This window comes from Streptomyces sp. NPDC030814 (genome assembly GCF_055572155.1).
The window spans coordinates 275850-302065 of record NZ_JBVIDX010000007.1 but is presented as its reverse complement, the minus strand read 5'-3'; the positions used below and the strand labels follow the sequence as shown (position 1 = coordinate 302065).

22 protein-coding genes, 1 tRNA gene and 1 pseudogene are annotated in these 26216 nt (G+C 72.7%); 15 read left to right on the top strand and 9 right to left on the bottom strand.

Annotated features, from left to right (window positions below; genetic code table 11):
* The first annotated feature begins 197 nt into the window (after window positions 1-197).
* The 5 genes from ACZ43N_RS18085 to ACZ43N_RS18065 all read left to right on the top strand — a co-directional run bounded on the left by ACZ43N_RS18085 (window position 198) and on the right by ACZ43N_RS18065 (window position 6631).
* Window positions 198-1091 (top strand): FAD binding domain-containing protein, encoded by an 894-nt coding sequence (locus ACZ43N_RS18085; RefSeq protein ID WP_468098507.1) that lies wholly within the window; start codon window positions 198-200, stop codon window positions 1089-1091.
* Window positions 1088-2854 (top strand): (2Fe-2S)-binding protein, encoded by a 1767-nt coding sequence (locus ACZ43N_RS18080; RefSeq protein ID WP_468098505.1) that lies wholly within the window; start codon window positions 1088-1090, stop codon window positions 2852-2854. The genes ACZ43N_RS18085 and ACZ43N_RS18080 overlap by 4 nt, the downstream gene beginning before the upstream one ends.
* Entirely contained in the window at window positions 2851-5175 is a 2325-nt protein-coding gene (locus tag ACZ43N_RS18075) for a xanthine dehydrogenase family protein molybdopterin-binding subunit (protein WP_468098503.1), read from the top strand. The genes ACZ43N_RS18080 and ACZ43N_RS18075 overlap by 4 nt, the downstream gene beginning before the upstream one ends.
* 194 nt (window positions 5176-5369) lie before the next feature.
* On the top strand, window positions 5370-5951 hold the full coding sequence (locus ACZ43N_RS18070) for an SUKH-4 family immunity protein (protein ID WP_468098502.1): 582 nt from the start codon (window positions 5370-5372) through the stop codon (window positions 5949-5951).
* A gap of 236 nt (window positions 5952-6187) precedes the next feature.
* On the top strand, window positions 6188-6631 hold the full coding sequence (locus ACZ43N_RS18065; RefSeq protein ID WP_468098500.1) for a hypothetical protein: 444 nt from the start codon (window positions 6188-6190) through the stop codon (window positions 6629-6631).
* Between the two features lie 103 nt (window positions 6632-6734).
* Here the strand turns inward: ACZ43N_RS18065 and ACZ43N_RS18060 are convergent.
* Window positions 6735-6809 (bottom strand) — tRNA-Cys (locus tag ACZ43N_RS18060).
* 215 nt (window positions 6810-7024) lie between these two features.
* Between ACZ43N_RS18060 and ACZ43N_RS18055 the strand changes: the two genes are divergently transcribed.
* From ACZ43N_RS18055 to ACZ43N_RS18035, 5 genes and pseudogenes are all read left to right on the top strand, one after another.
* Window positions 7025-8557 (top strand): MFS transporter, encoded by a 1533-nt coding sequence (locus tag ACZ43N_RS18055; RefSeq protein ID WP_468098498.1) that lies wholly within the window; start codon window positions 7025-7027, stop codon window positions 8555-8557.
* A gap of 139 nt (window positions 8558-8696) precedes the next feature.
* Window positions 8697-8906 (top strand): hypothetical protein, encoded by a 210-nt coding sequence (locus ACZ43N_RS18050; protein WP_468098496.1) that lies wholly within the window; start codon window positions 8697-8699, stop codon window positions 8904-8906.
* Window positions 8903-9269 (top strand): annotated as a pseudogene (locus tag ACZ43N_RS18045) (type II toxin-antitoxin system death-on-curing family toxin). The gene ACZ43N_RS18050 and the pseudogene ACZ43N_RS18045 overlap by 4 nt, the downstream one beginning before the upstream one ends.
* Window positions 9270-9502: 233 nt before the next feature.
* The gene (locus ACZ43N_RS18040; protein ID WP_468098639.1) at window positions 9503-11287 is read left to right on the top strand and encodes a DEAD/DEAH box helicase; all 1785 of its coding nucleotides are present in this window, start codon (window positions 9503-9505) and stop codon (window positions 11285-11287) included.
* Window positions 11288-11669: 382 nt separating this feature from the next.
* On the top strand, window positions 11670-12311 hold the full coding sequence (locus ACZ43N_RS18035) for an IclR family transcriptional regulator (RefSeq protein WP_468098495.1): 642 nt from the start codon (window positions 11670-11672) through the stop codon (window positions 12309-12311).
* A gap of 127 nt (window positions 12312-12438) precedes the next feature.
* Here the strand turns inward: ACZ43N_RS18035 and ACZ43N_RS18030 are convergent, their stop codons facing one another.
* Complete coding sequence (locus ACZ43N_RS18030) at window positions 12439-13275, bottom strand: alpha/beta fold hydrolase (RefSeq protein WP_468098493.1); 837 nt, start codon at window positions 13273-13275, stop codon at window positions 12439-12441.
* A 159-nt stretch (window positions 13276-13434) separates the two neighbouring features.
* Between ACZ43N_RS18030 and ACZ43N_RS18025 the strand changes: the two genes are divergently transcribed.
* A complete protein-coding gene (locus tag ACZ43N_RS18025) occupies window positions 13435-13872 on the top strand; it encodes a MarR family winged helix-turn-helix transcriptional regulator (protein WP_468098637.1) in 438 nt (145 codons plus the stop codon).
* Between the two features lie 72 nt (window positions 13873-13944).
* Window positions 13945-14745, top strand: a complete 801-nt coding sequence (locus tag ACZ43N_RS18020) for a S16 family serine protease (RefSeq protein WP_468098492.1) — start codon at window positions 13945-13947, stop codon at window positions 14743-14745.
* A 24-nt stretch (window positions 14746-14769) separates the two neighbouring features.
* Here ACZ43N_RS18020 and ACZ43N_RS18015 read toward each other — a convergent pair whose 3' ends face one another.
* Genes ACZ43N_RS18015 through ACZ43N_RS17995 form a run of 5 tightly spaced genes read right to left on the bottom strand, consistent with a single transcriptional unit; the run spans window position 14770 to window position 19042 of the window.
* Window positions 14770-15750 (bottom strand): glycine betaine ABC transporter substrate-binding protein, encoded by a 981-nt coding sequence (locus ACZ43N_RS18015; protein WP_468098490.1) that lies wholly within the window; start codon window positions 15748-15750, stop codon window positions 14770-14772.
* The gene (locus ACZ43N_RS18010; protein WP_468098489.1) at window positions 15747-16628 is read right to left on the bottom strand and encodes an ABC transporter permease; all 882 of its coding nucleotides are present in this window, start codon (window positions 16626-16628) and stop codon (window positions 15747-15749) included. The genes ACZ43N_RS18015 and ACZ43N_RS18010 overlap by 4 nt, the downstream gene beginning before the upstream one ends.
* A complete protein-coding gene (locus ACZ43N_RS18005) occupies window positions 16625-17899 on the bottom strand; it encodes an ABC transporter ATP-binding protein (RefSeq protein ID WP_468098487.1) in 1275 nt (424 codons plus the stop codon). Before ACZ43N_RS18005 ends, ACZ43N_RS18010 begins: the two co-directional genes overlap by 4 nt.
* Window positions 17892-18539, bottom strand: coding sequence for an ABC transporter permease (locus ACZ43N_RS18000; protein WP_468098486.1), 648 nt, complete (start codon window positions 18537-18539; stop codon window positions 17892-17894). Before ACZ43N_RS18000 ends, ACZ43N_RS18005 begins: the two co-directional genes overlap by 8 nt.
* A 20-nt stretch (window positions 18540-18559) precedes the next feature.
* Window positions 18560-19042 (bottom strand): Lrp/AsnC family transcriptional regulator, encoded by a 483-nt coding sequence (locus ACZ43N_RS17995; protein ID WP_055520818.1) that lies wholly within the window; start codon window positions 19040-19042, stop codon window positions 18560-18562.
* Between the two features lie 123 nt (window positions 19043-19165).
* Between ACZ43N_RS17995 and hppD the strand changes: the two genes are divergently transcribed.
* Entirely contained in the window at window positions 19166-20320 is a 1155-nt protein-coding gene (gene hppD / locus ACZ43N_RS17990) for a 4-hydroxyphenylpyruvate dioxygenase (RefSeq protein WP_468098484.1), read from the top strand.
* Between the two features lie 219 nt (window positions 20321-20539).
* On the opposite strand, the gene ACZ43N_RS17985 is transcribed toward hppD, so the two are convergent.
* Window positions 20540-22102 carry a tetratricopeptide repeat protein gene (locus ACZ43N_RS17985; protein WP_468098483.1) on the bottom strand — a complete coding sequence of 521 codons (1563 nt, stop codon included), beginning with the start codon at window positions 22100-22102 and terminating at the stop codon, window positions 20540-20542.
* A gap of 91 nt (window positions 22103-22193) precedes the next feature.
* On the opposite strand from ACZ43N_RS17985, the gene ACZ43N_RS17980 reads away from it, so the two are divergent.
* Window positions 22194-23600: an FAD-binding oxidoreductase gene (locus ACZ43N_RS17980; protein WP_468098636.1), complete on the top strand. Its 1407-nt coding sequence runs from the start codon at window positions 22194-22196 to the stop codon at window positions 23598-23600.
* Window positions 23601-23610: 10 nt separating this feature from the next.
* On the opposite strand, the gene ACZ43N_RS17975 is transcribed toward ACZ43N_RS17980, so the two are convergent.
* Window positions 23611-24024 (bottom strand): SsgA family sporulation/cell division regulator, encoded by a 414-nt coding sequence (locus ACZ43N_RS17975; RefSeq protein ID WP_468098482.1) that lies wholly within the window; start codon window positions 24022-24024, stop codon window positions 23611-23613.
* Between the two features lie 499 nt (window positions 24025-24523).
* Here ACZ43N_RS17975 and ACZ43N_RS17970 point away from each other — a divergent pair, with 499 nt between their 5' ends.
* Window positions 24524-26164, top strand: coding sequence for an RDD family protein (locus ACZ43N_RS17970; protein WP_468098480.1), 1641 nt, complete (start codon window positions 24524-24526; stop codon window positions 26162-26164).
* The last annotated feature ends 52 nt before the right edge of the window (window positions 26165-26216 follow it).

The window sequence follows — 26216 nt, the reverse complement described above, 5'->3', positions numbered from 1 at the left end:
ATGCCGGCTTCGGGTAACGGTGCTGGATGAATGCCGGCGAGCGGGGCTTGGTACGTGCAACTGAAGGCGCAGGAGGGCGTCGACGCGGAGCGTCGGCGACCGACGACAACGCCGCAGGTGCGCGGACCGGGCCCCCGCGACCCCGGCGTGATCCGAACAACAGGTCCTCAGTGGGGCAGCGGGAAGGGGCAGCCGGTTTGACCACGCACGCACCGCAGGCGGCGCAGGCCGTGACCCTGCCCGGCTCGCTCGACGAGGCCGTGGCGGCCCTCGCCGCCATGCCCTGGGCGGTTCCGGTGGCGGGCGGCACGGACCTCATGACCGCGGTCAACTCCGGGCAGCTCAGGCCGGCCGCGCTGGTCGGGCTGGGCAGGATCAGCGAGATCCGCGGCTGGCAGTACCAGGACGGACACGCCCTGCTCGGCGCCGGACTGACGCACGCCCGGATGGGGCGCCCCGACTTCGCGGCGCTCATCCCGGCGCTCGCCGCCGCCGCGCGTGCCGCCGGGCCACCGCAGATCCGCAACGCGGGCACCCTGGGCGGCAACATCGCGACGGCCGCTCCCACGGGCGACGCGCTGCCGGTGCTGGCCGCCCTGGAGGCCACGCTGATCATCGCGGGCCCGGGCGGGGCCCGCCGTGAGATGCCCGTCTCGCACCTGCTGGCCGGGATGGAGATGCTGCGCCCCGGCGAACTGATCGGGTACGTGCGCGTGCCGCTCCTGCACGCCCCCCAGGTCTTCCTGAAGGCCACCGGGCGGACCGGCCCCGGCCGCGCGGCCGCCTCGGTCGCGCTCGTCCTCGATCCCGCCCGGCGCGGGGTGCGGTGCGCCGTCGGAGCCATAGCGCCGATGCCGCTGCGCCCGCTGGACGCCGAGGCGTGGGTCGCCGGGCTGATCGACTGGGACGGCGAGCGCACCCTGGTCCCCGAGGCGCTGCAGGCCTTCGGCGAGTACGTCGCCGCCGCCTGCATCCCGGACCCGGCCCCCGAGGTGGACGGCACCGTGCCACCGCTTCCGCCCGCCGTACTGCACCTGCGGCGCACCGTCGCCGCGCTGGCCCGACGAGCACTGGGGAGGGCGCTGTCGTGACCGACGACCAGCACGGAGAGGGCACCCCGCAGCAGGGGGGCCAGAGCGGCTGGGAGCGACTGCCGGGCGACTACGACGACGGCGCCACCACCTTCGTCCAGCTCCCCGAGGGGGGCATCGACGCCCTGCTCGCCGCCGACACCCCGCTCGCCGCGCCCGGCCACGGCTATGTGCCGCCGCCCATAGCGGTCAACCCGGCCACCTCCGCCGGGACCGACCCGTCCGGCACGGGCTCCTGGGCCATGCCGGCCGAGGGCGCCCAGTGGCACGACCCGAACGCCGGTCAGCAGCAGCCCGAGACGCAGCACGGGTTCACGTACAACCCCGACTCGACCGGGCAGTGGACGTTCGAGGACCCGGCCGCCCAGGAAGGCACCGCACCCGGTCACGACGTGACCGGCGAGTGGTCGATTCCGGTCGCCGGGGGCGACCTCCCGGACGAGTCGGGCGAGTTCAGCACATCCGCCCTGGTCGAGCAGTGGGGCGGCACCCCGCCCGCCACTCTGCCCGGCGGCGCCCCCGCGCCCTGGGCGACCGAGCAGATCGGCACGGCGTGGACCGCGCCGCCGCCCGCGGCACGGCCCGAGGAGCCCGCCGCGGAGCCCGCAGGGGCCCCCGGAGAGCCCTCCGGCGCCACCGGGGAGGCTCCGGCTCCCGAGACCGCCGAAGAGGCCCCCGAGGCCGCCCAGGAGCCCGCCGAGGCCGCCGAGGCCGCCGAGCCGGACGTCGAGGCCGACGGCGACCCCGCGGGCCCGCAGGAGGCACGGACGCCCGCCGAGGCGGCCGACGCCGAGTCCCCCGAGGCCGAGGACGCGGGCGACGCGGACCCGGCCGCCGAACCCACCCCGCCCCCGCACGACGACCACCCCCTCGCCTCGTACGTCCTGCGCGTCAACGGCGCCGACCGGCCCGTCACCGACGCCTGGATCGGCGAGTCGCTGCTCTACGTGCTGCGCGAGCGGCTCGGCCTCGCGGGCGCCAAGGACGGCTGCTCGCAGGGCGAGTGCGGCGCGTGCAACGTCCAGGTCGACGGCCGGCTCGTGGCCTCCTGCCTGGTGCCCGCCGTCACCGCCGCGAGCAGCGAGGTGCGCACCGTCGAGGGCCTCGCCGTCGACGGACAGCCCTCCGACGTGCAGCGCGCGCTCGCCCGCTGCGGTGCCGTCCAGTGCGGTTTCTGCGTGCCCGGCATGGCGATGACCGTGCACGACCTCCTGGAGGGCAACCCGGCGCCCACCGAGCTGGAGGCCCGCCAGGCGCTGTGCGGCAACCTCTGCCGCTGCTCCGGCTACCGCGGCGTGCTCGCGGCCGTACGCGAGGTCGTCGCCGAACGCGAGGCGCACGCGGGCGCCGACGGCGAGACCGGCGCCGACACCGATGCCGCGCGCATCCCGCACCAGGCGGCCCCCGGCGCGGGCGGCGTCAACCCGGCGGCATACGAGGCCCAGGGAGCACCGCCCACGGCCCCCCACGATCCCGGCCAGTCGTACGGCGGTCAGGGGCTGTCCTTCGGCGGTCAGGACGACACGTACGGCGGTCAGGGGCAGTCGTTCGGGGGGCAGGACGACACGTACGGCGGTCAGGGGCAGTCGTTCGGGGGTCACGACGACTCCTACGGCGGTCAGGGGCAGTCGTTCGGGGGTCACGACGACACGTACGGCGGTCAGGGCCAGACCTTCGGGGGGCACGACGACACCTACGGCGGTCACGGCCAGACCTTCGGCAATCAGGACCAGTCGTTCGGCCAGGACGGAGGCCAGGCGTGAGCAACGAAGCAGCCACCGCGACGCCCGCGGTCGCCGGAGGCGCGGGGGAGGCCGCGCCCGCCCCGGAGCCACTGCCGCACGGGCTCGGCGCGTCCCTGCCGTCCGCCGACGCCCGCGCGAAGTCCGAGGGCACGTTCCCGTACGCGGCCGACCTGTGGGCCGAGGGCCTGCTGTGGGCCGCCGTCCTGCGCTCACCGCACCCCCACGCGCGCATCGTGTCCATCGACACCTCCCACGCGCGCGAGATGCCCGGCGTCCGGGCCGTCGTCACGCACGAGGACGTGCCGGGCACCCCGCTGCACGGCCGCGGCAGGATCGACCGGCCGGTGTTCGCCTCCGAGGTCGTCCGCCACCACGGCGAACCCATCGCGGCCGTCGCCGCCGACCACCCCGACACCGCGCGGATGGCCGCAGCCGCCGTCATCGTCGAGTACGAGGTGCTCGACCCGGTGATCGACCCGGAGCAGGCCTTCGAGGCCGAGCCCCTGCACCCCGACGGCAACCTGATCCGGCACATCCCCCTGCGCCACGGCGACCCCAACGCCTCCGGCGAGATCGTCGTCGAGGGGCAGTACCGCATCGGCCGTCAGGACCCGGCACCCATCGGCGCCGAGGCCGGCCTCGCCGTGCCCCGCCCCGACGGCGGTGTCGAGCTGTATCTCGGCTCCACCGACCCGCACACCGACCGCGACACCGCCGCCGCCGTGTACGGCCTGGCCCCCGACCGCGTGAAGATCGTCGTCACCGGTGTGCCCGGAGCCACCGCGGACCGCGAGGACCAGGGCTTCCAGCTCCCGCTCGGCCTGCTGGCGCTGAAGACCGGCTGCCCGGTCAAGCTGACCGCCACGCGCGAGGAGTCCTTCCTGGGCCACGCGCACCGGCATCCGACGCTCCTGCGATACCGCCACCACGCGGACGCCGAGGGCAGACTGGTGAAGGTCGAGGCCCAGATCCTGCTGGACGCGGGCGCGTACGCCGACACCTCGTCCGAGGCGCTGGCGGCGGCCGTGTCGTTCGCCTGCGGCCCGTACATCGTCCCCAACGCCTTCATCGAGGGCTGGGCGGTCCGCACCAACAACCCGCCCTCCGGCCATGTCCGCGGCGAGGGCGCCATGCAGGTGTGCGCCGCGTACGAGGCGCAGATGGACAAGCTCGCCAAGAAGCTCGGCCTCGACCCGGCCGAACTGCGCATGCGCAACGTGATGTCCACGGGTGACGTGCTGCCGACCGGGCAGTCCGTGACCTGCCCGGCCCCGGTCGCCGAACTCCTCGAGGCGGTCCGGGAGTTCCCGCTCCCGCCACTGCCGAAGGACACCCCCGAGGAGGACTGGCTGCTGCCGGGCGGCCCCGAGGGCGCGGGCGAGCCGGGCGCGGTCCGGCGCGGCGTCGGCTACGGCCTCGGCATGGTCCACATGCTCGGAGCGGAGGGCGCGGACGAGGTCTCCACCGCCACCGTGAAGGTCCACGACGGCATCGCGACCGTGCTGTGCGCGGCCGTCGACACCGGCCAGGGCTTCTCCACCCTCGCCCGGCAGATCGTCCAGGAGACCCTCGGCATCGACGAGGTCCACATCGCCCAGGTCGACACCGACCAGCCACCCGCCGGCGCCGGTTGCCGGGGCCGCCACACCTGGGTCTCGGGCGGCGCGGTGGAACGCGCGGCGAAGATGGTCCGCACACAGCTGCTCCAGCCCCTCGCCCACAAGTTCGGCATGTCCACGGAGCTGCTCCAGATCACCGACGGCAAGATCACGTCGTACGACGGTGTCCTGTCGACGACGGTCGCCGAGGCGCTGGACGGCAAGGAACTGTGGGCCACCGCGCAGTGCCGTCCGCACCCCACCGAGCCACTGGACGGCGCGGGTCAGGGCGACGCGTTCGTGGGCATGGCCTTCTGCGCGATCCGCGCGGTCGTGGACGTCGACATCGAACTCGGCTCCGTACGGGTCGTGGAGCTGGCGGTCGCCCAGGACGTCGGCCGGGTCCTCAACCCCGCCCAGCTCGCGGCGCGGATCGAGGCGGGCGTCACCCAGGGCGTGGGCATCGCGTTGACGGAGAACCTCCGCACCCCGCGCGGTCTGATCCGCCACCCCGACCTGACCGGATACTCGCTGCCGACCGCCCTCGACACCCCCGACATCCAGATCGTCAAGCTGGTGGAGGAGCGGGACGTGGTGGCCCCGTTCGGCGCGAAGGCGGCCAGCGCGGTGCCGGTGGTCACCTCCCCGGCGGCCATCGCGTCGGCGGTGCGGGCGGCGACGGGCCGTCCCGTGAACCGCCTGCCGATCCGCCCGCAGGCGGCGGTGGTGACGGGGGCGTAGCGGTCCCCTCAGGGGACCGGTGAAAGGACCCCTCACGCCCGTCGGCATGTGTGTTCGCGTGTAAGGCGGGCGTTGTCAGTGGGGCGGCGTATGGTTCTGGCAGTGGGACGACAACGGCCGCTGAGCGGCGGGGTGTTGTCCCTTTCCGGGGGGAAGCACGCTGCGAACCATGTGCCGGGGGAGCCAAGAACACGATGACGATGGGGAACATGGGCCTGACGGACCTGAACGAGCTGAAAGACCTGACGGACCTGACGGACCTGACCGTGACCGCCGGACCGGCGACACTGTCGGGACTGGCGCTGGACCTGCCCGCCCTGCTGCTGGACGAGGAGTTCGGCCAGAGCAAGGTGTGGCGCTTCGAGGACTTCGACTTCCCGGCGACGCTCACGCACGAGCCGACCCGCCGCTTCCTGCGCGACATGGGCCTGCCCGAGGAGCACGCGCTCTTCCAGCTCGACACGGACGTCCCGCTGCCGACCCTCGCCGAGTACTACGCGCACGAACGCCCCGGCTTCCCGGCGGACCGACTCCCCGCCGACGCCACCCGCCTGATCCGCCTCGGCCACTTCGTCGAGGGCAACAGCGTCGTCCTCGACGGCATGACGGGCGCCGCCCTCAACTGGAGCGAGCCCGAATCCACCCTCTGCCCGCTCAACGCCGACATCTCCACCTTCGCCTTCACCCTCTGGCTGCTCCAGCGGGAGAAGCGCGAGAAGACGGCGACGGGCTGCTGGGTGGAAACGCTGCGCAACGAGGCGTGCGCGGGTCTCTGACGGTCGCGCTCGCCTGGCTTCGACGCCTGAGATGAGCCTACGAAGCTCGTCGTACGCATTCCGCGACATGGCAAGTGAGAATCCGCTCTTCTGTGGCGGGCGTTCCGCGACTGTTCTTCCGTGACGGAATGCCGGCAACCACCACAGCTGAACTGTAGTTCGATGCGGTTCCGGGGGTTGTTGGGGGTTGATCGGCAGAGTAACTTCCGCGTCACGCCGAACAGGAAGGGGGGCCTGTGTCGTATCTGCTGAATCCGAGCTTTGAGACAGACAAGGCCAACTGGAAGCGTGTGAATATCGAGGAGGCTGTCAGCTTCGAAATCATTCTCGGTTCCGCGCAGGTTCCAGCGAGGTCGGGGGACCACTATCTCGCCGTTCGATCGACGGTGCCGGGCGGCTCGATCGCCCAGGACTTCACGGTGCAGGGTGTCAGGAGCATCTCGGCGTTCGCCTGGGTGCGCGGTCGAGTGGGTCCGGTGAGCGGCACGCTCGCACTGTGGCAGCTGGGTCCTCCGGACCGGGCAATGCCCGCGCGCTTCAGGGCCGGCAGTTCCGACTGGACGCTTGTGACATCCACGCTGGATCTCACGGACGTGAACGCCAGTAAAACGGTGCGGGTCGAGTTCTACCTGGACAACCCGAGTGCCGATCTTCTGATCGACAGCGTCAACGCCTTCTGAGGCTGAACGTCGTCGCAGAGATGAATTCGGTGACGGGTCCTCACAAGAAAAGGGCGGTCTCCTTTCGGGAGGAGGCCGCCTTTTCCTTTCCGGGGTGAAGCAGTGGAGGCCATGGCGGGATTCGAACCCGCGTAACTCGCTTTGCAGGCGAGCCCCTGAACCACTCGGGCACACGGCCGGGTCGGGGCAATCGTGGTGCTTTGGGGGATTGCTCCGAACTCGATGTGTAGACCGTAGGCGGGGGGTGGGGCGGGGCTCAAGGGGTGGGCCGGGGCTGCAATGGGACTGCCATGTGCCGTTCATGAAAGGGGATGGGGCGTACGACCAAGGTCGCAAGGAGTGCGGGACTCCGGACAGGGGTCAATATCAGGCATGCCCCTTACGCTGGCGGGCATGGGTGCTCTGAGGCCGCGTGGTACGGGCGTTGCGCAGGACGCTGATCCGGTTGTCGTCGACGAGCGTGCGGAGGGGGTGTTGGGGCGCTCCTACCGGGCGTTGAGCGTCGGCATCGTCTCCGTGGTGCTGCTGATCGCGTTCGAGGCGATGGCCGTCGGGACGGCGATGCCGGTCGCCGCACGCGAGTTGGACGGGGTCTCGGCGTACGGTTTCGTGTTCTCGGCGTACTTCACGACCAGCCTGTTCGGGATGGTGCTGTCCGGGCAGTGGTCGGACCTGAGGGGGCCGCTGGGACCGCTGACCACCGGCATCGCCGCCTTCGCCGCGGGACTGCTGCTGTCCGGCACCGCGGGCGCGATGTGGCTGTTCATCCTCGGCCGGGCCGTCCAGGGACTCGGCGGCGGTCTGGTCATCGTCGCGCTGTACGTGGTGGTGGGGCGGGCGTACCCGGAGCGGCTGCGGCCGTCCATCATGGCGGGGTTCGCCGCGAGCTGGATCATCCCCTCCGTCGTCGGCCCGCTCGCCGCGGGCGCGGTCACCGAACAGCTGGGCTGGCGCTGGGTCTTCGTGGGCATACCGGTCCTGGTCGTGCTGCCGCTGGGGCTGGCGCTGCCCCAGATACGGAGGCGGGCGGCGGGGCCGGTCGGCGGCGCGGTGACCGAGGGCTCCCCGAACGAGGCTCGCTCCGGGGTGTCCCCCTCCCCGGAGGGCTCCCCTGCCGAGGCGGGCTCTGCCGTGTCCCCTTCCTGGGACCGCCGCCGTATTCGGCTCGCATTCGGCATCTCGCTGGGTGCCGGGTTCCTGCAGTACGCGGCCCAGGACCTGCGGTGGCTGTCGGTCGTACCGGCGGCGGTCGGGGCGGGGCTGCTGGTGCCGGCGGTGCTGGGACTGTTGCCGAGGGGGACGTACCGGGCGGTGCGCGGGCTGCCGTCCGTGGTGCTGCTGCGCGGGGTCGCGGCGGGGTCGTTCATCGCGGCCGAGTCGTTCGTGCCGTTGATGCTGGTCACCGAGCGCGGTCTGTCGCCGACGCTCGCCGGGTTCTCGCTCGCGGCGGGCGGCGGGGCCTGGGCGCTGGGGTCGTGGGTGCAGGCGCGGGCGCGTGTGGAGCCGTACCGGGAGCGGTTGATGACGGCCGGGATGGTGGTGGTCGCGGCGGCGATCGCCACGGTGCCGAGTGTGCTGGTCGAGACGGTGCCGGTATGGACCGTGGCCGTCGCGTGGGCCTTCGGGTGCTTCGGGATGGGCCTTGTCATCTCCTCCACCGGCGTCCTGCTGCTCAAGCTCTCCGCGCCGGAGGAGGCCGGCTCCAACTCCGCCGCGCTGCAGATCTCCGACGGCCTCTCCAACGCGCTGTTGCTCGCCGCCGGCGGCGCGGCCTTCGCCGCGCTCGGTGGCGGCGCGGCCGGCCACGCCGCCACCACCGCCTCCGGCGCCGTCTCCCACCCGTCCGCCTTCACCGCGGTGTTCCTGCCGATGGCGGGCGTGGCGCTCCTGGGGGCCTGGGTGACGACGCGTCTGCGGGAGCGGTGACGCGGCTGTGTGAGGGATGACAGGGCGAGGAAGGGCGGTTGCGGGGGGATGGGCCGTCGCCGGACCCCCTCACGCAGGTCGTGGCTGGCGGCTCGCAAACCGGTGGGACCGTGATGAGTTCTCCCTCTGCCCTCGCCCCATGACCGAGATCACCCTCCGACTCGACCCCGTACGCCGACGGGCCCTCGCCGACCTCGCCGACCTCGCCGATGCACAGGGGCGCGGGCCGGAGGATGTGGTGAGGGAGGCCCTGGAGGCATATGTGCGGGCGCAGGGGGCGCTCGTGCGGGGGCATGCCGAGCGGCTCGCCTCGGCGCACGCCGAGTTGCTGCGGAGGCTGGGGGAGTGAGCCGTCATCTGACCGTCACCGCCGTCGCCGAGGCCGCCTTCGGCGGGCGGGCGCCCGAGCAGCGGGAGCCCCGGCCTGCTGGAGTCGGCCGTCCACCGGCCGCGCTCCCGGTTGTTCGGGACCGCCGCCTACACGCACCTCAACGACCAGGCGGCCGCGCTGCTGCACGCCCTCGCCACGAACCACCCCCTGGTCGACGGGGACAAGCGCACGGCCTGGCTCGCGGCGGCCACGTTCCTCGCCGTCAACGGCGTCGATCTCGCGGACGTGGACCAGGACCGGGCGTACGACCTGGTCATCGATGTCGCCTCCGGGGACGAGGGAGACGTCGAGGTGATCGCGGGGCCGCTGAGGTCTCTGTGAGGTGGGTCCCATCGCCGGGGGAGTGGGTGTCGTACGCGCGTTGACCCGGTCCCGGCGCCGGTAGGGTGGCCCGGTTGTCATACGTAGCCGAGCCGGCCGAGCCGCTGTGGCAGGGCCGGCTCGCCGCTACTCCGCCGAGCCGCCCGACCACAGACCACAGACCGGAGATCGTGACTACCTCCCGCCCGTCGCTCACCACCACCCTCAACGGAGGGCCCTCCGGGCCCGCTTCGATGATCGCTTCCTCGAACCACCACCTCTCGCCCGCCTTTCCCGGCCGCGCCCCCTGGGGTACCGCCAGCAAGCTGCGTGCCTGGCAGCAGGGGGCGATGGAGAAGTACATCCAGGAACAGCCGCGGGACTTCCTCGCGGTCGCGACCCCCGGCGCCGGGAAGACCACCTTCGCGCTGACGCTCGCGTCCTGGCTGCTGCACCACCATGTCGTGCAGCAGGTGACCGTCGTGGCGCCGACCGAGCACCTGAAGAAGCAGTGGGCGGAGGCGGCGGCGCGGATAGGGATCAAGCTGGACCCCGAGTACAGCGCAGGGCCGCTCGGCCGGGAGTACGACGGGGTCGCCGTCACCTACGCGGGTGTGGGCGTGCGGCCCATGCTGCACCGCAACCGCAGCGAACAGCGCAAGACCCTCGTCATCCTCGACGAGATCCATCACGCCGGTGACAGCAAGTCCTGGGGCGAGGCATGCCTGGAGGCGTTCGAACCGGCCACACGGCGGCTCGCCCTCACCGGTACGCCCTTCAGGTCCGACACCAACCCCATCCCGTTCGTGACGTACGAGGAGGGCCAGGACGGCATCCGGAGGTCCTCCGCCGACTACACCTACGGCTACGGCAACGCGCTCGCCGACCACGTCGTGCGGCCCGTCATCTTCCTCTCCTACAGCGGCAACATGCGCTGGCGGACCAAGGCGGGCGACGAGATCGCCGCGCGGCTCGGCGAGCCCATGACCAAGGACGCCATCTCGCAGGCCTGGCGCACCGCTCTCGACCCGCGCGGTGAGTGGATGCCCAGCGTGCTGCGCGCCGCCGACCAGCGGCTCACCGAGGTCAGGAAGTCCATCCCGGACGCCGGTGCGCTCGTCATCGCCTCCGACCAGGACTCGGCGCGCGCCTACGCCAAGCTCATCCGGGAGATCACCGGTCACTCGGCGACCCTCGTCCTGTCCGACGACGCCGGTGCCTCGGACCGCATCGACGAGTTCAGCCACAACACCGACCGGTGGATGGTCGCCGTCCGCATGGTGTCCGAGGGCGTGGACGTGCCCCGCCTCGCGGTCGGCGTGTACGCCACCACGATCTCCACGCCGCTGTTCTTCGCCCAGGCCGTCGGTCGTTTCGTACGGTCCCGGCGGCGCGGCGAGACCGCGTCCGTGTTCCTGCCGACCGTGCCCGACCTGCTCGGCTTCGCCAACGAGATGGAGCGCGAACGGGACCACGTCCTCGACAAGCCCAAGAAGGGCGGCGAGGAGGACCCGTACGCCGAGGAGGAGAAGCTCCTACAGGAGGCGGAGCGGCAGCAGGACGAGGACACCGGCGAGCAGGACATGCTGCCGTTCGAGGCGCTCGAGTCCGACGCGGTCTTCGACCGGGTCATGTACAACGGCGCCGAGTTCGGTATGCAGGCCCACCCCGGCAGCGAGGAGGAGCAGGACTACCTCGGGATCCCGGGGCTCCTCGAACCCGACCAGGTGCAGTTGCTGCTGCAGAAGCGGCAGGCCCGGCAGATCGCGCACAGCCGCAAGAAGCCGGACGCGGAGGCCGACCTCGTCGAGCTCCCGGCCGACCGGCGGCCCGTCGTCACCCACAAGGAACTCCTCGAACTGCGCAAGCAGCTCAACAGCATGGTCGGTGCCTACTCCCACCAGAGCGGCAAGCCGCACGGCGTCATCCACACCGAGGTACGGCGGGTGTGCGGCGGACCGCCGAGCGCCGAGGCCACGGCGGGGCAACTGCGGCAGCGGATCGCCAAGGTGCAGGAGTGGGCCACCCGTATGAGGTGACGGCCGCCCCTGTGAGGTGACGGCCTCGCCCAGGAGGGTAGGGCCGCCCGGACGGCGCGTGGGGGTGCCCGCGCGCCGGGCGGCGCGCTGTGTGTGCCGGGTGCGGTGCGCCCCTACATTTCGCGACAAATCCAAGTAGCCCGTATCGGTCCTTGACCGGATTCTGGACGGAGTCTTCCGCTCAGCGAACCCGCTCGTCTACTGTCCCGCTACGCAAACGCCCCGTGGCAGCGCCGCCGCGGAGCGCAGCCGTGAAGCGACTCCGCCCGGGAAGCCAACCGGGTCCAGCCGATCGGCGGCCTCTGTAGCGCGTCGTCGACGGGACCGGTGACGCATCCCTCGCGAAGGGGGCCGCCGCCCTCACCACGAAGGAGTGGGCGTCGTGACCGCGGAGACCTCTCAGACGCTTGACCGGGGACTGCGTGTCCTCAAACTTCTCGCCGACACCGACCACGGGCTGACCGTCACCGAGCTGTCCACCAAGCTCGGGGTCAACCGGACCGTTGTGTACCGCCTGCTCGCCACGCTGGAGCAGCACTCCCTCGTACGACGTGACCTGGGCGGACGTGCCCGGGTCGGGCTGGGTGTGCTCCGGTTGGGGCGCCAGGTGCATCCGCTGGTGCGGGAGGCCGCGCTGCCCGCGCTGCGGTCCCTGGCGGAGGACATAGGCGCCACCGCGCATCTCACCCTCGTCGACGGCACCGAGGCACTGGCCGTGGCTGTCGTCGAGCCGACATGGACCGACTATCACGTCGCCTACCGGGCCGGATTCCGGCACGCGCTGGACCGCGGGGCCGCCGGGCGCGCGATCCTGTCGGCCCGCCAGCAGCCGGGGGACTGGCCCGGGTACGCCCTCACGCACGGTGAACTGGAGGCCGGGGCGAGCGGGGCCGCGGCCCCGTTGCTCGGGGTGAACGGTGTCGAGGGCAGTGTCGGCGTCGTCATGCTGGCGGACGCGGTGCCGGAGCGGGTGGGGCCGCGCGTGATGGACGCGGCCCGGGAGGTGGCCGACGCGCTCCGCTGACGCCGGTGAGGGCCCGGGCGGGGCTGAGGGGGCGAGCTGAGGCACCCCCGCGGCCCCAGCTGACCGCAACGCCGTGCCCCGCGGCGCCGCAACAGATGCGCCTTGCCGGGCCACGCCCCCGCTTCTCCTACGACAGGCGCTCGTCCTCCAGGGTCTCCAGCCACTCCAGGACCAGCTTCGCGAAGGTCTCCGGCTGTTCCATGTTGGCGTAGTGGGCCGTGCCCTCGATGGACGTGGCGCGGCCTGGGCCGGCGGTGGTGGTGGTGAGGCGTTCAGCCATACCGATGAGGTCGGGGGCGTCCAAGGCGCCGTTGATCGCGAGGACCGGGGCGGTGATGGCGGCGGCGCGGGCCCAGGTGTCCGTCACCGGGACGTGCCAGTCCGTTTCGCCGAGGGTGTGCTTGGAGACGGTGTCGCGGTTCATCTCCCGCACACGGTGCACGATCTCGGCGTCCACGTCGTCCGCCGTGCGGTACGGGCCGATGACCGCCTCGGCGGCGACGTCGAGCCAGGTCTCGATGTCCCCGGACATCAGCGCGCCGTAGTAGCGGGTGACCGAGTCCTTGGTCCAGGGGTCGGTGAACTCCGGTTCGCTGGTGCCGACGTTGCTGACGACGAGGGCGCGTACGAGGTCGGGGTGCTCCAGCGCGGTGTCGACCGCGATGCCCCCGCCCATCGACATGCCGATCAGCACGGCCGGGCCGGTGTCCAGGTGGCGCAGCAGCGCGGCGAGGTCGTCGGTGAACCGGAACGGCCCGCTCGCGTTGGCGGAGGCCCCGTGGCCGCGGGCGTCCGGTGTGATCACGCGGTGGTGGGCCGCGAGCGGCGGGACGAGGTCGCGCCACATGCGGCGGTCGGTGAAGCCGCCGTGCAGCAGGACCAGAGGGAGGCCCGTGCCGGTGTCGCCATAGGCGAGCGGGCCGTCGTCGGACGTGAACATGAACACCTGCGAGGCATCAGTCATGACAACTAAGGTGTCATCATGCGGGTGGAATGGCAACCCAGGTGTCATCCTGGTCCGGTGACGCAGAACGAGAGCGACAACGAGACCGACCAGGCCGCCCACGACACCGACCCGGCCACCCACGGCACCGACAAGGACCGGCCACTTCCGCCCGAGGTCCTGGCCGGGCGCCTGTACGAGGTGTTCGCCGTCCTCGGCCCCCTCTACCGCCGGGTGACCAAGGCCGTGGAGCTGAAGGCGCCGACCGTGGGGCTCTCCATCGGCGTACGGGCCGTGCTGGAGCTGCTGCGTGCCAGAGGGCCGCTGACCGTTCCGCAGATGGGGCGGGCCCTCGCGGTGAGCCGGCAGTTCGTGCAGCGGATGGTCAACGAGGCGGCGGACGGCGAGCTCGTGGAGGCCGTCCCCAACCCGGCGCACCAGCGGTCGTCCCTGATCCGGCTGACGGACACGGGCCGCACAGCCATCGACGACCTCATCGCCCGCGAGAGCCGGCTGATGGCGCGGGTCGGGGGCGACATCACCGGCGCGGACATCGACACCTGCGTCCATGTGCTCACCCATATGCTGGCGGTCTTCGAGGACGCGGACGGGAAGTGACGTTCGGCACCCGGGCCCGGTCGGCCCCCACCGCCCCCTGGCCAAAACCGACCGTCGCGTTAGATTGACCCCGTGCTCTCTCGCCTCTCCCGTCTTTCGCGTCCCGTCGCCGTAGCCGCCTGGGCCGTGCCCGTCGTGGGTCTGCTCGCGACGGTCGCGTTCGCACCGCTGCCGTTCACCATCGCGCAGCCGGGAATGACGGCGAACGTCCTCGGAGAGAACAAGGGCGAGCCGGTGATCACCGTTTCCGGCGCGGAAACGCGGCGGACCAGCGGCGAACTGCGCATGACGACCATCGTGGCGACGGGCCCGGACGCCGACGTCGGCCTCGGCGACGTGCTGGACAACTGGTTCCGCACCGACCGGGCCGTCATGCCCCGCGACGCCGTCTACCCGAGCGGCGAGACCGTGAAGGAGATCGAGGAGTACAACGCGGCCGAGATGAAGGAGTCCCAGGACACGGCCACCGAGGCGGCCCTCGCGTACCTCGGTGAGGACGCCGACGACGTCGAGGTCACCCTGCGGCTCGCCGACGTCGGTGGTCCCAGCGCCGGTCTGCTCTTCTCCCTCGGCATCATCGACAAGCTCGACGGCGACGGCAGCGGCGGCGACCTCACCGGCGGCCGGGTCATCGCCGGTACGGGGACCATCGACGGCTCCGGCAAGGTCGGCGCCGTCGGCGGAGTGCCCCTCAAGACGCAGGCCGCCCGCCGTGACGGCGCCACGGTCTTCCTGGTCCCCAAGGCCGAGTGCGCCGACGCCAAGGCCGAGCTGCCGAAGGGGCTCAGGCTCATCCCGGTGACCACGCTGAAGAACGCGGTCAGCTCCCTGGTGGCCCTGGAGTCGGGCAAGGGGTCGGTTCCGAGCTGCTGACCGCGACGTGATGGCGTGGTCCGCTCACTCCGGCGACTTCACGAGCCCCCGCTCCACCATCCACTCCAGCGCCACCCGGTGCGGATCCTCACCGTCCACGTCCACCGCGGAGTTCAGTTTCCGGGCCACCTCGTTGTTCAGCTCGGCCGTGACGGGGGCGAGGACGTCGGCGATCTCCGGCCACTTCCTCAGGGTCGCCGAGTTGATCTCGGGGGCCGCGTTGTAGTGCGGGAAGAACCGCCGGTCGTCGTCCATCACCGTGAGCCGCATCGACGCGATGCGCCCGTCGGTGGTGAAGACCTCCCCGTAGACGCAACTCCCCTTCGCCGCCTGGGTGTAGATGATCCCGGTGTCCATCTGCGTGATGTTCCCGGCGGGCAGGTCCATCCCGTACGCCTTCTGCAGGCCCGGCAGCCCGTCCGCGCGGTTGGCGAACTCGCCCTCCACGCAGAGGGAGACGGCGCCGGGGTCCCGCGCCGCGAGGACGGCCACCTCGGAGAGGTTCCTCGTGCCGTACCTGGCGGCGTTGGCGCGGTTCAGGGCGAGGGCGTACGTGTTGTCCAGGGCCGAGGGCGGCAGCCAGGTCACGCCGTTCCGCAGGTCGGCGTCGCGCACCGCCTTCCACTGCCGGCGCGGGTCGGCGATGGGGGCGCTGTTGCCCTGGTACGTGATCCAGGCGGTGCCCGTGTACTCGTACATGGCGTCCGCCTCCCCGCTCCTGACCGCCTCCCGGGCGCCGAAGGACCCCTGGATGCCGGTGCGGTCGAGCACCTCCGCGCCGGCCGCCTGGAAGGCGATGCCCATGATTGCGCCGAGGATCAGATTCTCGGTGAAGTCCTTGGACGTCACGGTCAGCTCGGCGCCCTCGAGGGGCCGGCCCCGTCCGACGGAGCCCGGCAGCACGTCGTCCGTCATGGGGGAGCCGCTGGTCAGCCCGCAACCGGTGGCGGCCAGCAGCCCGCAGAGCAGGAGGGCCGTCCGCGGCGGCGACCCGACCGGTCTCACGGGCCCTCCTGCAGGCCCCGCGGCACGAGCAGTACCTCCGCGAGCGAGGCGAGCCAGTCCACCAGCAGGGCCAGGGCGACCGTCAGGACCGAACCCAGGACGAGCACGGGCATGCGCTGGTTGGTGATGCCGGTGGTGATCAGTACGCCGAGGCCGCCGCCTCCGCCGAAGGCGGCGAGGGTGGCCGTGCCGACGTTCAGGACGAGGGCCGTGCGGACGCCCGCGAGGATCAGCGGTACCGCCAGCGGGAGTTCGACGCGGGCGAGCATCTCCGCCGGTGACATGCCGATGCCCCGGGCGGCTTCGAGGAGCGTCGGGTCGTTCGCCCCGAGGCCGGCGATCGTGTTCGACAGGACCGGCAGGACGGCGTAGGCGATCATGCCGATCAGCGCCGCCCGGCGTCCGACGCCGAGCCAGATCACCAGCAGCGCCAGCAGACCGATGGCCGGGGTGGCCTGGCCCGCGTTGGCGACGGCCCTCACGACGGGCGTGGCCGCGCGGAACCTCCGCCGGGTCAGCAGGACGCCCAGCGGGACCGCGATGACCAGCACGAAGAACGTGGACACGGCGGTCAGCGCGATGTGCTGCCGCAGGGCCAGCCACACCTGCCCGTCGGCCAGGGCGTTCGCGGAGATCGCGTCCAGCTCCGCCTGCCGGAACCAGACCAGGGTCCCGAGGAGCACCACCACGAGGAGACTCGGGAGCAGGGTGAGCTTCCGCCAGGTGATCTTGGGCGCGTGGGCCCCGTACGGGGAAGGAGTTCCGCCCGGGGGCCCGTCCGGGGACCGGGACGCGTGGGGTGACGCGGGCGGGACCGGGGTCCCGGCGGCGGTGGACGACGCGTCCGCCTCCGGGGCCGCGTCCGGCGGCGCGCTCACCCCGCCCTCCCCGCCGGGTCACGCTCCGGCCGGCCCGACGGGTCACCCTCCGGTCCCTGCGCCGGGGCACGCTCCTGCTCTGGGTGCGTGAGACCGGTCCTGGCCGCCTCCAGCTCGTGCTGGTGTTCCAGCGCGCGCCTCCGGTCGGCCGCCAGCAGTCCGCGCACGGAGTCGAGCAGGCCCGCCAGGTGGACGGCGCCCGCGTACACGCCGTTCGGGCCGGTGACCACGACCCGGTCCGCGCTGTCGGTCAGTACGGCCTCCAGAGCCTCCCGAAGCGTGGCGTCCCTGCTCACCGTCCCGTCGACCGGTGTCCCGGCCTCCGCGAGCGACCCCTCGGCGCGCAGCAGGTCGGCGTCACGCAGCCATCTGATCGGCCGCCCGCGCCGGTCCAGCAGCAGCACCTCGTCGGTGGCGTTCGCCCGCAGCCGGTTGCGGATCTGCTGGATCGGCTCACCCTGATGCGCCGTCGGGCAGCCGGTGACCCCCATGTCGCTCAAGCGGGTGAGGTCGAGCCGCTTCAGGGAGGCGCCCGCCACGAAGCCGGAGACGAAGTCGTCGGCGGGGCGGGCGAGGATCGCCTCCGGGGTGTCGAACTGGGCGATGTGCGACCGCTCCCTGAGGACCGCGATCCGGTCGCCGAGCTTGATCGCCTCGTCGATGTCATGGGTGACGAACACGATGGTCCGGCGCAGCTCGCGCTGGAGCCGGAGCAGTTCGTCCTGGAGGTGCCCGCGGGTGATCGGGTCCACCGCGCCGAACGGCTCGTCCATCAGCAGCACGGGCGGATCGGCGGCCAGCGCCCGTGCCACGCCCACCCGCTGCTGCTGACCACCGGAGAGGCTGCGCGGATACCGGTCGCGGAACTCGCCGGGATCGAGCCCGACCAGCTCCAGCATCTCCGCGACCCGCGCCCTGACCCGCTGCGCGGACCAGCCCGCCATCCGCGGCACGAGGGCGATGTTCTGGGCGACCGTCATGTGCGGGAAGAGGCCGGACGACTGGATCGCATAGCCGGTCCTGCGGCGCAGCCCGACCGGATCAAGTCCGGTGACGTCCTCGTCGTCGATCAGGATGGACCCGCTGGACGGCTCGACCAACCTGTTGATCATCTTGAGTGTTGTCGACTTGCCGCACCCCGACGGCCCCACGAACACGACCGTCTCGCCGGCGTCGATGCGCATGCTGACGCCGTCGACGCTGGGATGACGGCTGCCCGGATAGCGCTTGGTGAGGTTGACCAGCTCAATGGTCGCGCCGGTGTCAGCCACGGATCCCCCTCGGAATCGTCAGCCGCCCGAGCAGCACGTACGCGGCGTCGAACAGCAACGCGAGGACGACGATGCCGAGGGTGCCCGCGAGCACCTGGTTGAGGGCGTTGGCGCTGCCCAGGGAGGCGATGCCACGGAAGATCTCGTTGCCGAGGCCCGGCCCGGAGGCGTACGCGGCGATGGCGGCGATACCCATCAGCATCTGCGTGGCGACCCGGATGCCGGTGAGGATCGGCGGCCAGGCCAGCGGCAGCTCCACCCGCAGCAGCCGGTGGAACCGGGACATCCCGACGCCCTTCGCCGCGTCCACCAGTGTCGGATCGACCCGGCGGAGCCCCACGATCGTGTTCCGTGTGACCGGCAGCAGCCCGTACAGCGTCAGCGCGATCACCGTGGGGGCCACGCCCAGCCCCACCACCGGGACCAGCAGGCCGATCATGGCGAGGGAGGGAACGGTGAGCACGGCGGAGGTCGTGGCGGTGGCGAGGCCCGCGGCCCACTCCCGCCGATGGGTGACGACCCCGATCGACACCCCGACGACCGTCGCCACGACCATGCACTGAAGAACGGCGCTCGCGTGTTGGTAGGCGTCGAACAGCAACTTCTCGCGGTAGCTGTCCACGTAGTCCCAGAAACTCACCGCACGTACCCCCAGGTCGGCTACGTCGTCGTCTCCCGGTCCTCCGCCGCCTGCTCCACCAGCGGGATGATCCGCAGCGGAACGGGGTTCTCCATGACGATCGCCGTGGCGGCCCGGACGATGCCATCAAAACCGACGACCCGGTCGATCACCCGCTGGAGATCGGCGTTCGAACGGGCCACCAGCCGGCACAGCATGTCGCCGCTGCCGGTCGTCGTGTGCAGCTCCAGCACCTCCGGCACGGTCGCCAAGTGCGCCCGCACATCAGCGCCTTGACCCTGCCGGATCTGCAGCGTCGCGAACGCCGTCACCGGGTAGCCGAGCGCCGCCGGGTCCACCTGGGGACCGAACCCCCGGATGACTCCATTCGACTGAAGCCGGTCCAGCCGCGCCTGCACCGTGCCCCGCGCGACCCCCAGCCGCCGCGACATCTCCAGCACCCCGATGCGCGGCTCGCGCGCCAGCAGCACGATCAGCCGCCCGTCCAGATGATCGATCGCCATGAGCCCTCCCGAGGTGAGCATCCTGTACAGAACCAGCCCGAGTATGGGCCCTCGTCTGTGCAGATTGTCCAGCACACAAGCGAACTATTGCGCACCTTGCGGGATCAGAGGGAGCCTGCGGCCATGGCAGCTACCTCTGCGCACACGCACCCCGTCCCGGACACCGCCCGGCAGGCCGACCCCTTCCCGGTCAAGGGAATGGACGCTGTCGTCTTCGCCGTGGGCAACGCCAAACAGGCCGCCCACTACTACTCCACCGCCTTCGGCATGCGGCTCGTCGCCTACTCCGGCCCCGAGACCGGCAACCGTGAGACGGCCAGCTACGTCCTGGAGAACGGCTCGGCCCGGTTCGTCCTCACCTCGGTCGTCAAGGCCGCCACCCCGTGGGGCCACTTCCTCGCCGAGCATGTCGCCGAGCACGGCGACGGCGTCATCGACCTCGCGATCGAGGTTCCCGACGCCCGCCGCGCCTACGCCTACGCCATCGAGCACGGCGCCCGTTCCGTCGCCGAGCCCCACGAGGTGAAGGACGAGCACGGCACGGTCGTCCTGGCCTCGATCGCCACGTACGGCACGACCCGGCACACCCTGGTGGAGCGCATCGGCTACGACGGCCCCTACCTCCCCGGTTACGTCGCCGCCGACCCCATCGTCGAGCCGCCCGCCCACCGCACGTTCCAGGCCATCGACCACTGCGTCGGCAACGTCGAACTCGGCCGCATGAACGAGTGGGTGGAGTTCTACCACCGCGTCATGGGCTTCACGAACATGAAGGAGTTCGTGGGCGACGACATCGCCACCGAGTACAGCGCGCTGATGTCGAAGGTCGTGGCGGACGGCACGCTCAAGGTCAAGTTCCCCATCAACGAGCCCGCCATCGCCAAGAAGAAGTCCCAGATCGACGAGTACCTGGAGTTCTACGGCGGCGCGGGCGTCCAGCACATCGCCCTCAACACGAACGACATCGTGCGGACCGTACGGACGATGCGGGCGGCCGGGGTCGAGTTCCTCAACACGCCCGACTCGTACTACGACACGCTCGGCGAGTGGGTCGGCGACACCCGGGTGCCCATCGAGACCCTGCGCGAACTGAAGATCCTCGCGGACCGGGACGAGGACGGGTACCTGCTGCAGATCTTCACCAAGCCGGTCCAGGACCGGCCGACGGTCTTCTTCGAGATCATCGAGCGGCATGGCTCCATGGGCTTCGGCAAGGGCAACTTCAAGGCGCTGTTCGAGGCGATCGAGAGGGAGCAGGAGAAGCGCGGCAACCTTTAGGGCGCCTCATAGCTCGGGGGTACTGGTTCGTTGGCGGGTGCGGGTGCGTTGTGGTTTCTCGCGCAGTTCGCCGTGCCCCTGAAAAGCGGCCGGGGCTGCGCCCCGTCCTTTTCAGGATGAAGGGCGGGCCGCTGGGCCGTTTCCTTCAGGGGCGCGGGGAACCGCGCGACCAGCCCCCACCCACCCGCACCCGCGGAGCGCACCCGCACCCCCCGAGCTCTAACGCGCCCCGCCCCCCGGCACGACGTGGGGATTGATCCGCCGCGCTTCCTCCGCGTGCCGCCGAGCCGACGCCGACAACCCCAGCGCCCGCTCGATCTCCGCCCGGTGGTGCATGTACACCGCCGACCGCACCTCCCCACCCCGCGCAGGATCTGTCGCCCGCCTCGCGTACCCCAGTGCCTCCTCGTCCGCGCCCGCCCGGTGCAGGGCCCACCCCAGCGCGTCGGCGACCCGCAGCCCCGGCTGCCGCTGCCACTCCGCGCGCAGCAGCCGAACCGCCTTCCCCGGATCGCCGTGGTCCGCCTCCAGCGCGCCGAGGACGAGCGCCTCGTTCACCCCGGCGGAGGCGGACCGCCGGACCAGCTCCCGCACCACCCCGTACTGCTTCGCCGCCGCCCCGGCCCGCCCCTGCGACTGGTACAACTCGCCCAGTTCCAGAGCGACTCGGGCCGACGGCCGCCGGGTGAGCGCCGCCCGGTACGCCCGTACCCCCTCGGCCGTCCGCCCCACCGCCGCCAGCACCCGCGCACGTCCCGCGAGCGCGTCGGCGGCGCCGGCGTCGGCTCGTGTCGCCGCCGTGAAGTAGCGCAACGCCTCGGCGGGCTCCCCCCGCTCCCGGGCCAACTCCCCGGCCCGCACCCACAACGCGGCCTCCTCAGCCGGTGGCCCCGCGGCGGCGGCCGCGTCGGCGAGCGTGACGGCCGCATCCTCACGTCGGCCCTGGTCCCAGTAGACACGGGCGGCCCAGGCCTGTGCCGCCGGGCCCGCGTCGGCCTCCAGAAGCCGCTCCAGGGTGCTGCGCACGGCGTCGTAGCGGCCGAGCCCGTCGTACGCGTCGAGGAGCAGCGCGTACGAGGTCCAGCGCCCCGGCGACTCCGCCACGGCCCGCTCGCCCCAGACCCGCGCCGCCGGGAAGTCGCGCCGGGCGTTCGCGAGCGCGGTCATGCCGTCGAGCGCGTCGGCGTTGCCGCGCGGGCGCAGGCGCAGCGAGGCACGCAGGGCCTTCTCCGCCTTCGGGTAGTCCAGGACGCGGCCCGTCCGCCGCGCCCGCTCGACGTACGCCGCCCCCAGCACTGCCCACGCCCCGCTGTCCCGGGGCCGCGCCCTCACCCGTTCCTCCCGGTCAGTGATGAGCACCGCCAGCTCGTCCGAGCCGACCGGCACCCCGGCCGCCAGCACCCCGGCCCCCGCCCGAGCCCGCACCTCCGCCCCCGCCCCACGCGCCCCGGCGCGCGCCTCGGCGCCCGGTGCGCCCACGACCCGCGCCCCTCGCCCCGCGTCTCCGCCGTCCCGCGCGGCCACCCCGCCGCCGCCCCGGCCCACGTCCGGCGCCACCACCAACAGCGCGCCGCCGAGGGCGAAGCCCCCGACGGCCGCCCCGACCACCCGACGCCCCCACCTCCGCGTCACCCGGCCGGCCCTGCCGTCCCGCCACCGTGCCAGACGGAGTCGATCGGCGTTCCACCACCGCCCGGCCCGCCCGGCCCGCCCGTCCTCGCCGCTCCCTCGCACCCGGTCCGCCCCCGGCAGCACCGACTTCCCGTTCTTCACACCGCTCATATCGATCACTGTGCGTCGATATGACGACCACATCCCGTACCCGGCGGCTCGCGGCGACGGCCTTCACACCGATGGCCGCGAGTGCGAACCTGTGATCATGAGCCGTATCGAAGCCCCGCGCGACGAAGCGACCGGCAACCTCGTCGACCGACTGCTCAGCGGCCTGCCGCCGGAGGCCGTGCTCACCGACCCGGACGTCACGGCCTCGTACGCGAACGACATGGCGAGCTTCTGCGAGGCCGGTGCCCCGGCGGTCGTGGTGCTGCCGCGGACGGTCGAGCAGGTGCAGCATGTGATGCGCACCGCCACCGAGCTGCGCGTCCCGGTGGTCCCGCAGGGCGCCCGTACGGGCCTGTCGGGCGGAGCCAACGCCTCCGAGGGCGGCGTCGTGCTGTCCCTCACCAAGATGGACCGCATCCTGGAGATCAACCCCGTGGACCGGATCGCGGTCGTCGAGCCGGGCGTCGTCAACGCCGCCCTCTCCCGCGCGGTCGGCGAACACGGGCTCTCCTACCCGCCGGACCCCTCCAGCTGGGAGATGTGCACCATCGGCGGCAACATCGGCACGGCCTCCGGCGGCCTGTGCTGTGTGAAGTACGGGGTGACCGCCGAGTACGTCCTCGGCCTGGACGTCGTGCTGGCCGACGGGCGGCTGATGTCGACGGGCAGGCGCACCGCCAAGGGCGTCGCCGGGTACGACCTCACGCGGCTCTTCGTCGGCTCGGAGGGCTCGCTCGGCATCGTGGTCCGCGCGGTCCTCGCCCTCAAGCCCAAGCCGCCCCGGCAGTTGGTGCTCGCCGCGGAGTTCGCGTCGGCGGCGGCCGCGTGCGACGCGGTGTGCCGGATCATGGCCGGCGGACACGTCCCCTCGCTGCTCGAACTGATGGACCGTACGACGGTGAGGGCCGTCAACGAGCTGGGCCACATGGGCCTGCCGGAGACCACGGAGGCGCTGCTGCTGGCCGCCTTCGACACCCCGGACCCGGCCGCCGACCTCGCCGCGGTCGCGGAGCTGTGCGAGGCCGCGGGCGCCACCGAGGTCGTACCGGCGGACGACGCGGCGGAGTCCGAACTCCTGCTCAGGGCGCGGCGGATGTCGCTGACCGCGCTGGAGGCGGTCAAGGGCACGACGATGATCGACGATGTGTGCGTGCCGCGCTCCCGGCTCGGCGAGATGCTCGACGGCGTGGAGCGCATCGCCGAGAAGTACGACCTGACCATCGGGGTCTGCGCGCACGCCGGCGACGGCAACACGCACCCGACCGTCTGCTTCGACGCGACAGACCCCGACGAGTCCCGGCGCGCCCGCGAGTCCTTCGACGAGATCATGGCCCTCGGCCTGGAACTCGGCGGCACCATCACCGGCGAGCACGGCGTGGGCATCCTGAAGAAGGAGTGGCTGGCGCGGGAGATCGGCCCCGTGGGCATGGAGATGCAGCGGGCGGTGAAGGCCGTCTTCGACCCGCTGGGCATCCTCAACCCGGGCAAGCTGTTCTGAGACACCCGCCTCACTGGGCGAGCAGTTCGGCCAGCCCGTCGTCGATCCGCAGCATGTCGAACTCCGAGCCCGGCGGCACGATCCGCAGCGTGCGCTCCAGCCAGGCCGACACGGCGGCGGCCGGCGCCTCGAGGAGCGCGTCCCCGTCCGGTGAGCTGAGCGCCATCAGCACGACGCTGCGCCCCGACACCTTCGTCGGCCACACCCGTACGTCCCCGTTCCCGCACGGCCGGAACACCCCTTCCACCAGCAGCTCCCGCGCGAACGTCCAGTGCACCGGCCGTTCGGAGTTGATGTGGAAGGTGATGTGGACGGCGTACGGGTCGTCGCTGCGGTAGCCCAGCTTGGCCGGTACGGGGATGCTGCGCTCGGGCGACAGGACGAGCCGCAGCTCCAGTTCGCGTTCCACGACGGTGTGCCTCATGGTGGTCATTCCTCTCCGGTACGGGGGCCCGGATGCGGGCCCGTACGAGTGAGAGGGCAGCGGGCCCCGATTCATTACGCGGGTTCGCGGAACTTTTTCCGACGGGTTCGCCGACGGAGTCACGGGGCGCCCGAACACGGGGTCTCGTACCCGGCCGTCGGAGGTCCCCGAGCGCCCGCCGACCGGTGGCCGGCCCTGGCGCGGAGCCCTCGGCCCGTAGGGGGTGGTGTGAAAGTCCCGCACAGCACCCGCGGCGCCCGGCACGCACCCCCGCCGCACCGGCCAAAGACCCACGTAGCGCCGCTACGAGGGCCTTCGTCCGGCACGCCGAGGCCACGCACCGGAGACCGCGGGCACCGCACTGGACTTCCACGCCACCCCCTAGCAGATCGCGTGCTCGAAAGGGGCGGGTCCGGCGGCAGCGGTCATGGGACTTGCCCCCGTCTGGTAGATGTGGATGCCCCCTCATCAACCCCCGAGCAGATACGGGACGACGGACATGAGCGCCCCAACCCCGGCCCCCGGCGACGACAGGCCCCGCGAAGGGTATTACCCGGACCCGTCCATTCCTGGATATGTCCGGTACTGGAACGGTGCCGCCTGGGTGCCGGGTACGAGCCGTCCGGCGCCCACCGACGGCGAACCGCTCGCCCCGCCACCAGGCTCCCCCGCCGCCGTGGAGGAGACGGGCCCGCACTTCTTCGACGAGGACCCCGAGCCCGCCGACCAGCCGGGTGCCTCCGCCGGCCGGCCGGCCGCCGACTCCCTGCACGGCAACCGACCCGAACCCGCCTCCGCGTGGGGCGCCGACCGCTCCCGGCAGACCGGCTTCGGCGGCGACAACGACCGCCGGGTCTCCTGGGGTTCGCCCCGGCCGGCGACCCCGGCCGCCCAGGGCCCCGACCCGCGGGTCTCGCTCGCGGCGGACACGGGCGACCAGGCGGGCGAGTCCGGGCGCACGGCGAGCACGGACGGCACCGCGACGATCCCCCCGGCGGACGACGACACCGGCGCGCCCGAGGGCACGGTGGTCTTCCGCCGCCCCCGTACCGGCGCGGCCGGGGGCGCCGAGCCGTCGCGGCCCGACGGCACCATGGCGTTCCGTAAGGACCCCCCGGGCGCGGGACAACAGGGCCCGAGCCCGGCCCCCGGTGTCTTCGGCGCGCCGCTGACCAGCGCCCAGGCCGCCGCCCAACAGGCCCTGGGGCTCGCCCCGCAGGCATCGTCCCCGACCGCACCGGCCGCACCGCCGGCCCCCGCCCCGACGCCCACGCCGCCCTTCGGGCCACAGCAGGGCCCGCAGGCCGCCCCGCCCCCGCAGTCGCCCGCCGCGCCTTCGGCGGCCGCCGCCCCCGCGGCCCCTCTCACCCCGACCGCCCCGCCCCCGCGACAGCCGCAGCAACCGGCGGTCGGCGGCTCCTTCGCGCAGACACCGCAGGTCCCGCCGACCGGGCAGCCCGCCGCGGGCCTGCCCCAGCAGCCCACCGCGCCCCGGCAGTCGACCGACACCCCCATGGCCGTCGGGGCCGGCGGCGGACAGCCCTCCTGGGCGCAGCAGGTGCACCGGCTGGCCGGCGGGGAGAGCGAGCAGCCGGTCGCACCGTGGAAGCCGGTGGTGGAGGACCCCTTCCAGGCGGCCGCCCGACGGCAGGCGGAGGCCAGACCCGCCGGACTCGGCAGACGGCTGGTGGCACGGCTCGTCGACAGCGCGATCGTCGGTTCCGTCACGGCCGTGGCCGCCGTCCCGTACGGCACCAGGGCGCTCGACCACATCAACGAGAAGATCGACGCGGCCAGGCTCTCCGGTGAGAAGGTCACCGTCTGGCTGCTCGACGGCACGACCTCGGTGTACCTGGGCATCGTCCTGGGCGTGCTGTTCGTCGTCAGCGCCCTCTACGAGGTCCTGCCCACCGCCAAATGGGGCCGCACCCTCGGCAAGAAGCTGCTCGGCCTGGACGTCCGGGACATCGAGGGCCACGAACCGCCGTCGTTCGGCGGGTCGCTGCGCCGCTGGCTCGCCCACACCGTCCCCGGTCTGCTCGGCATCGGCGTCATCGGCGTCCTGTGGTGTGTGATCGACAAGCCGTGGCGCCAGTGCTGGCACGACAAGGCGGCGCGCACGTTCGTGGCCGGCCCCTGATCCTGTGACCGGAAAGGTGCACGGTCTCGCGGTACTCCGGACGGCCCCGCGC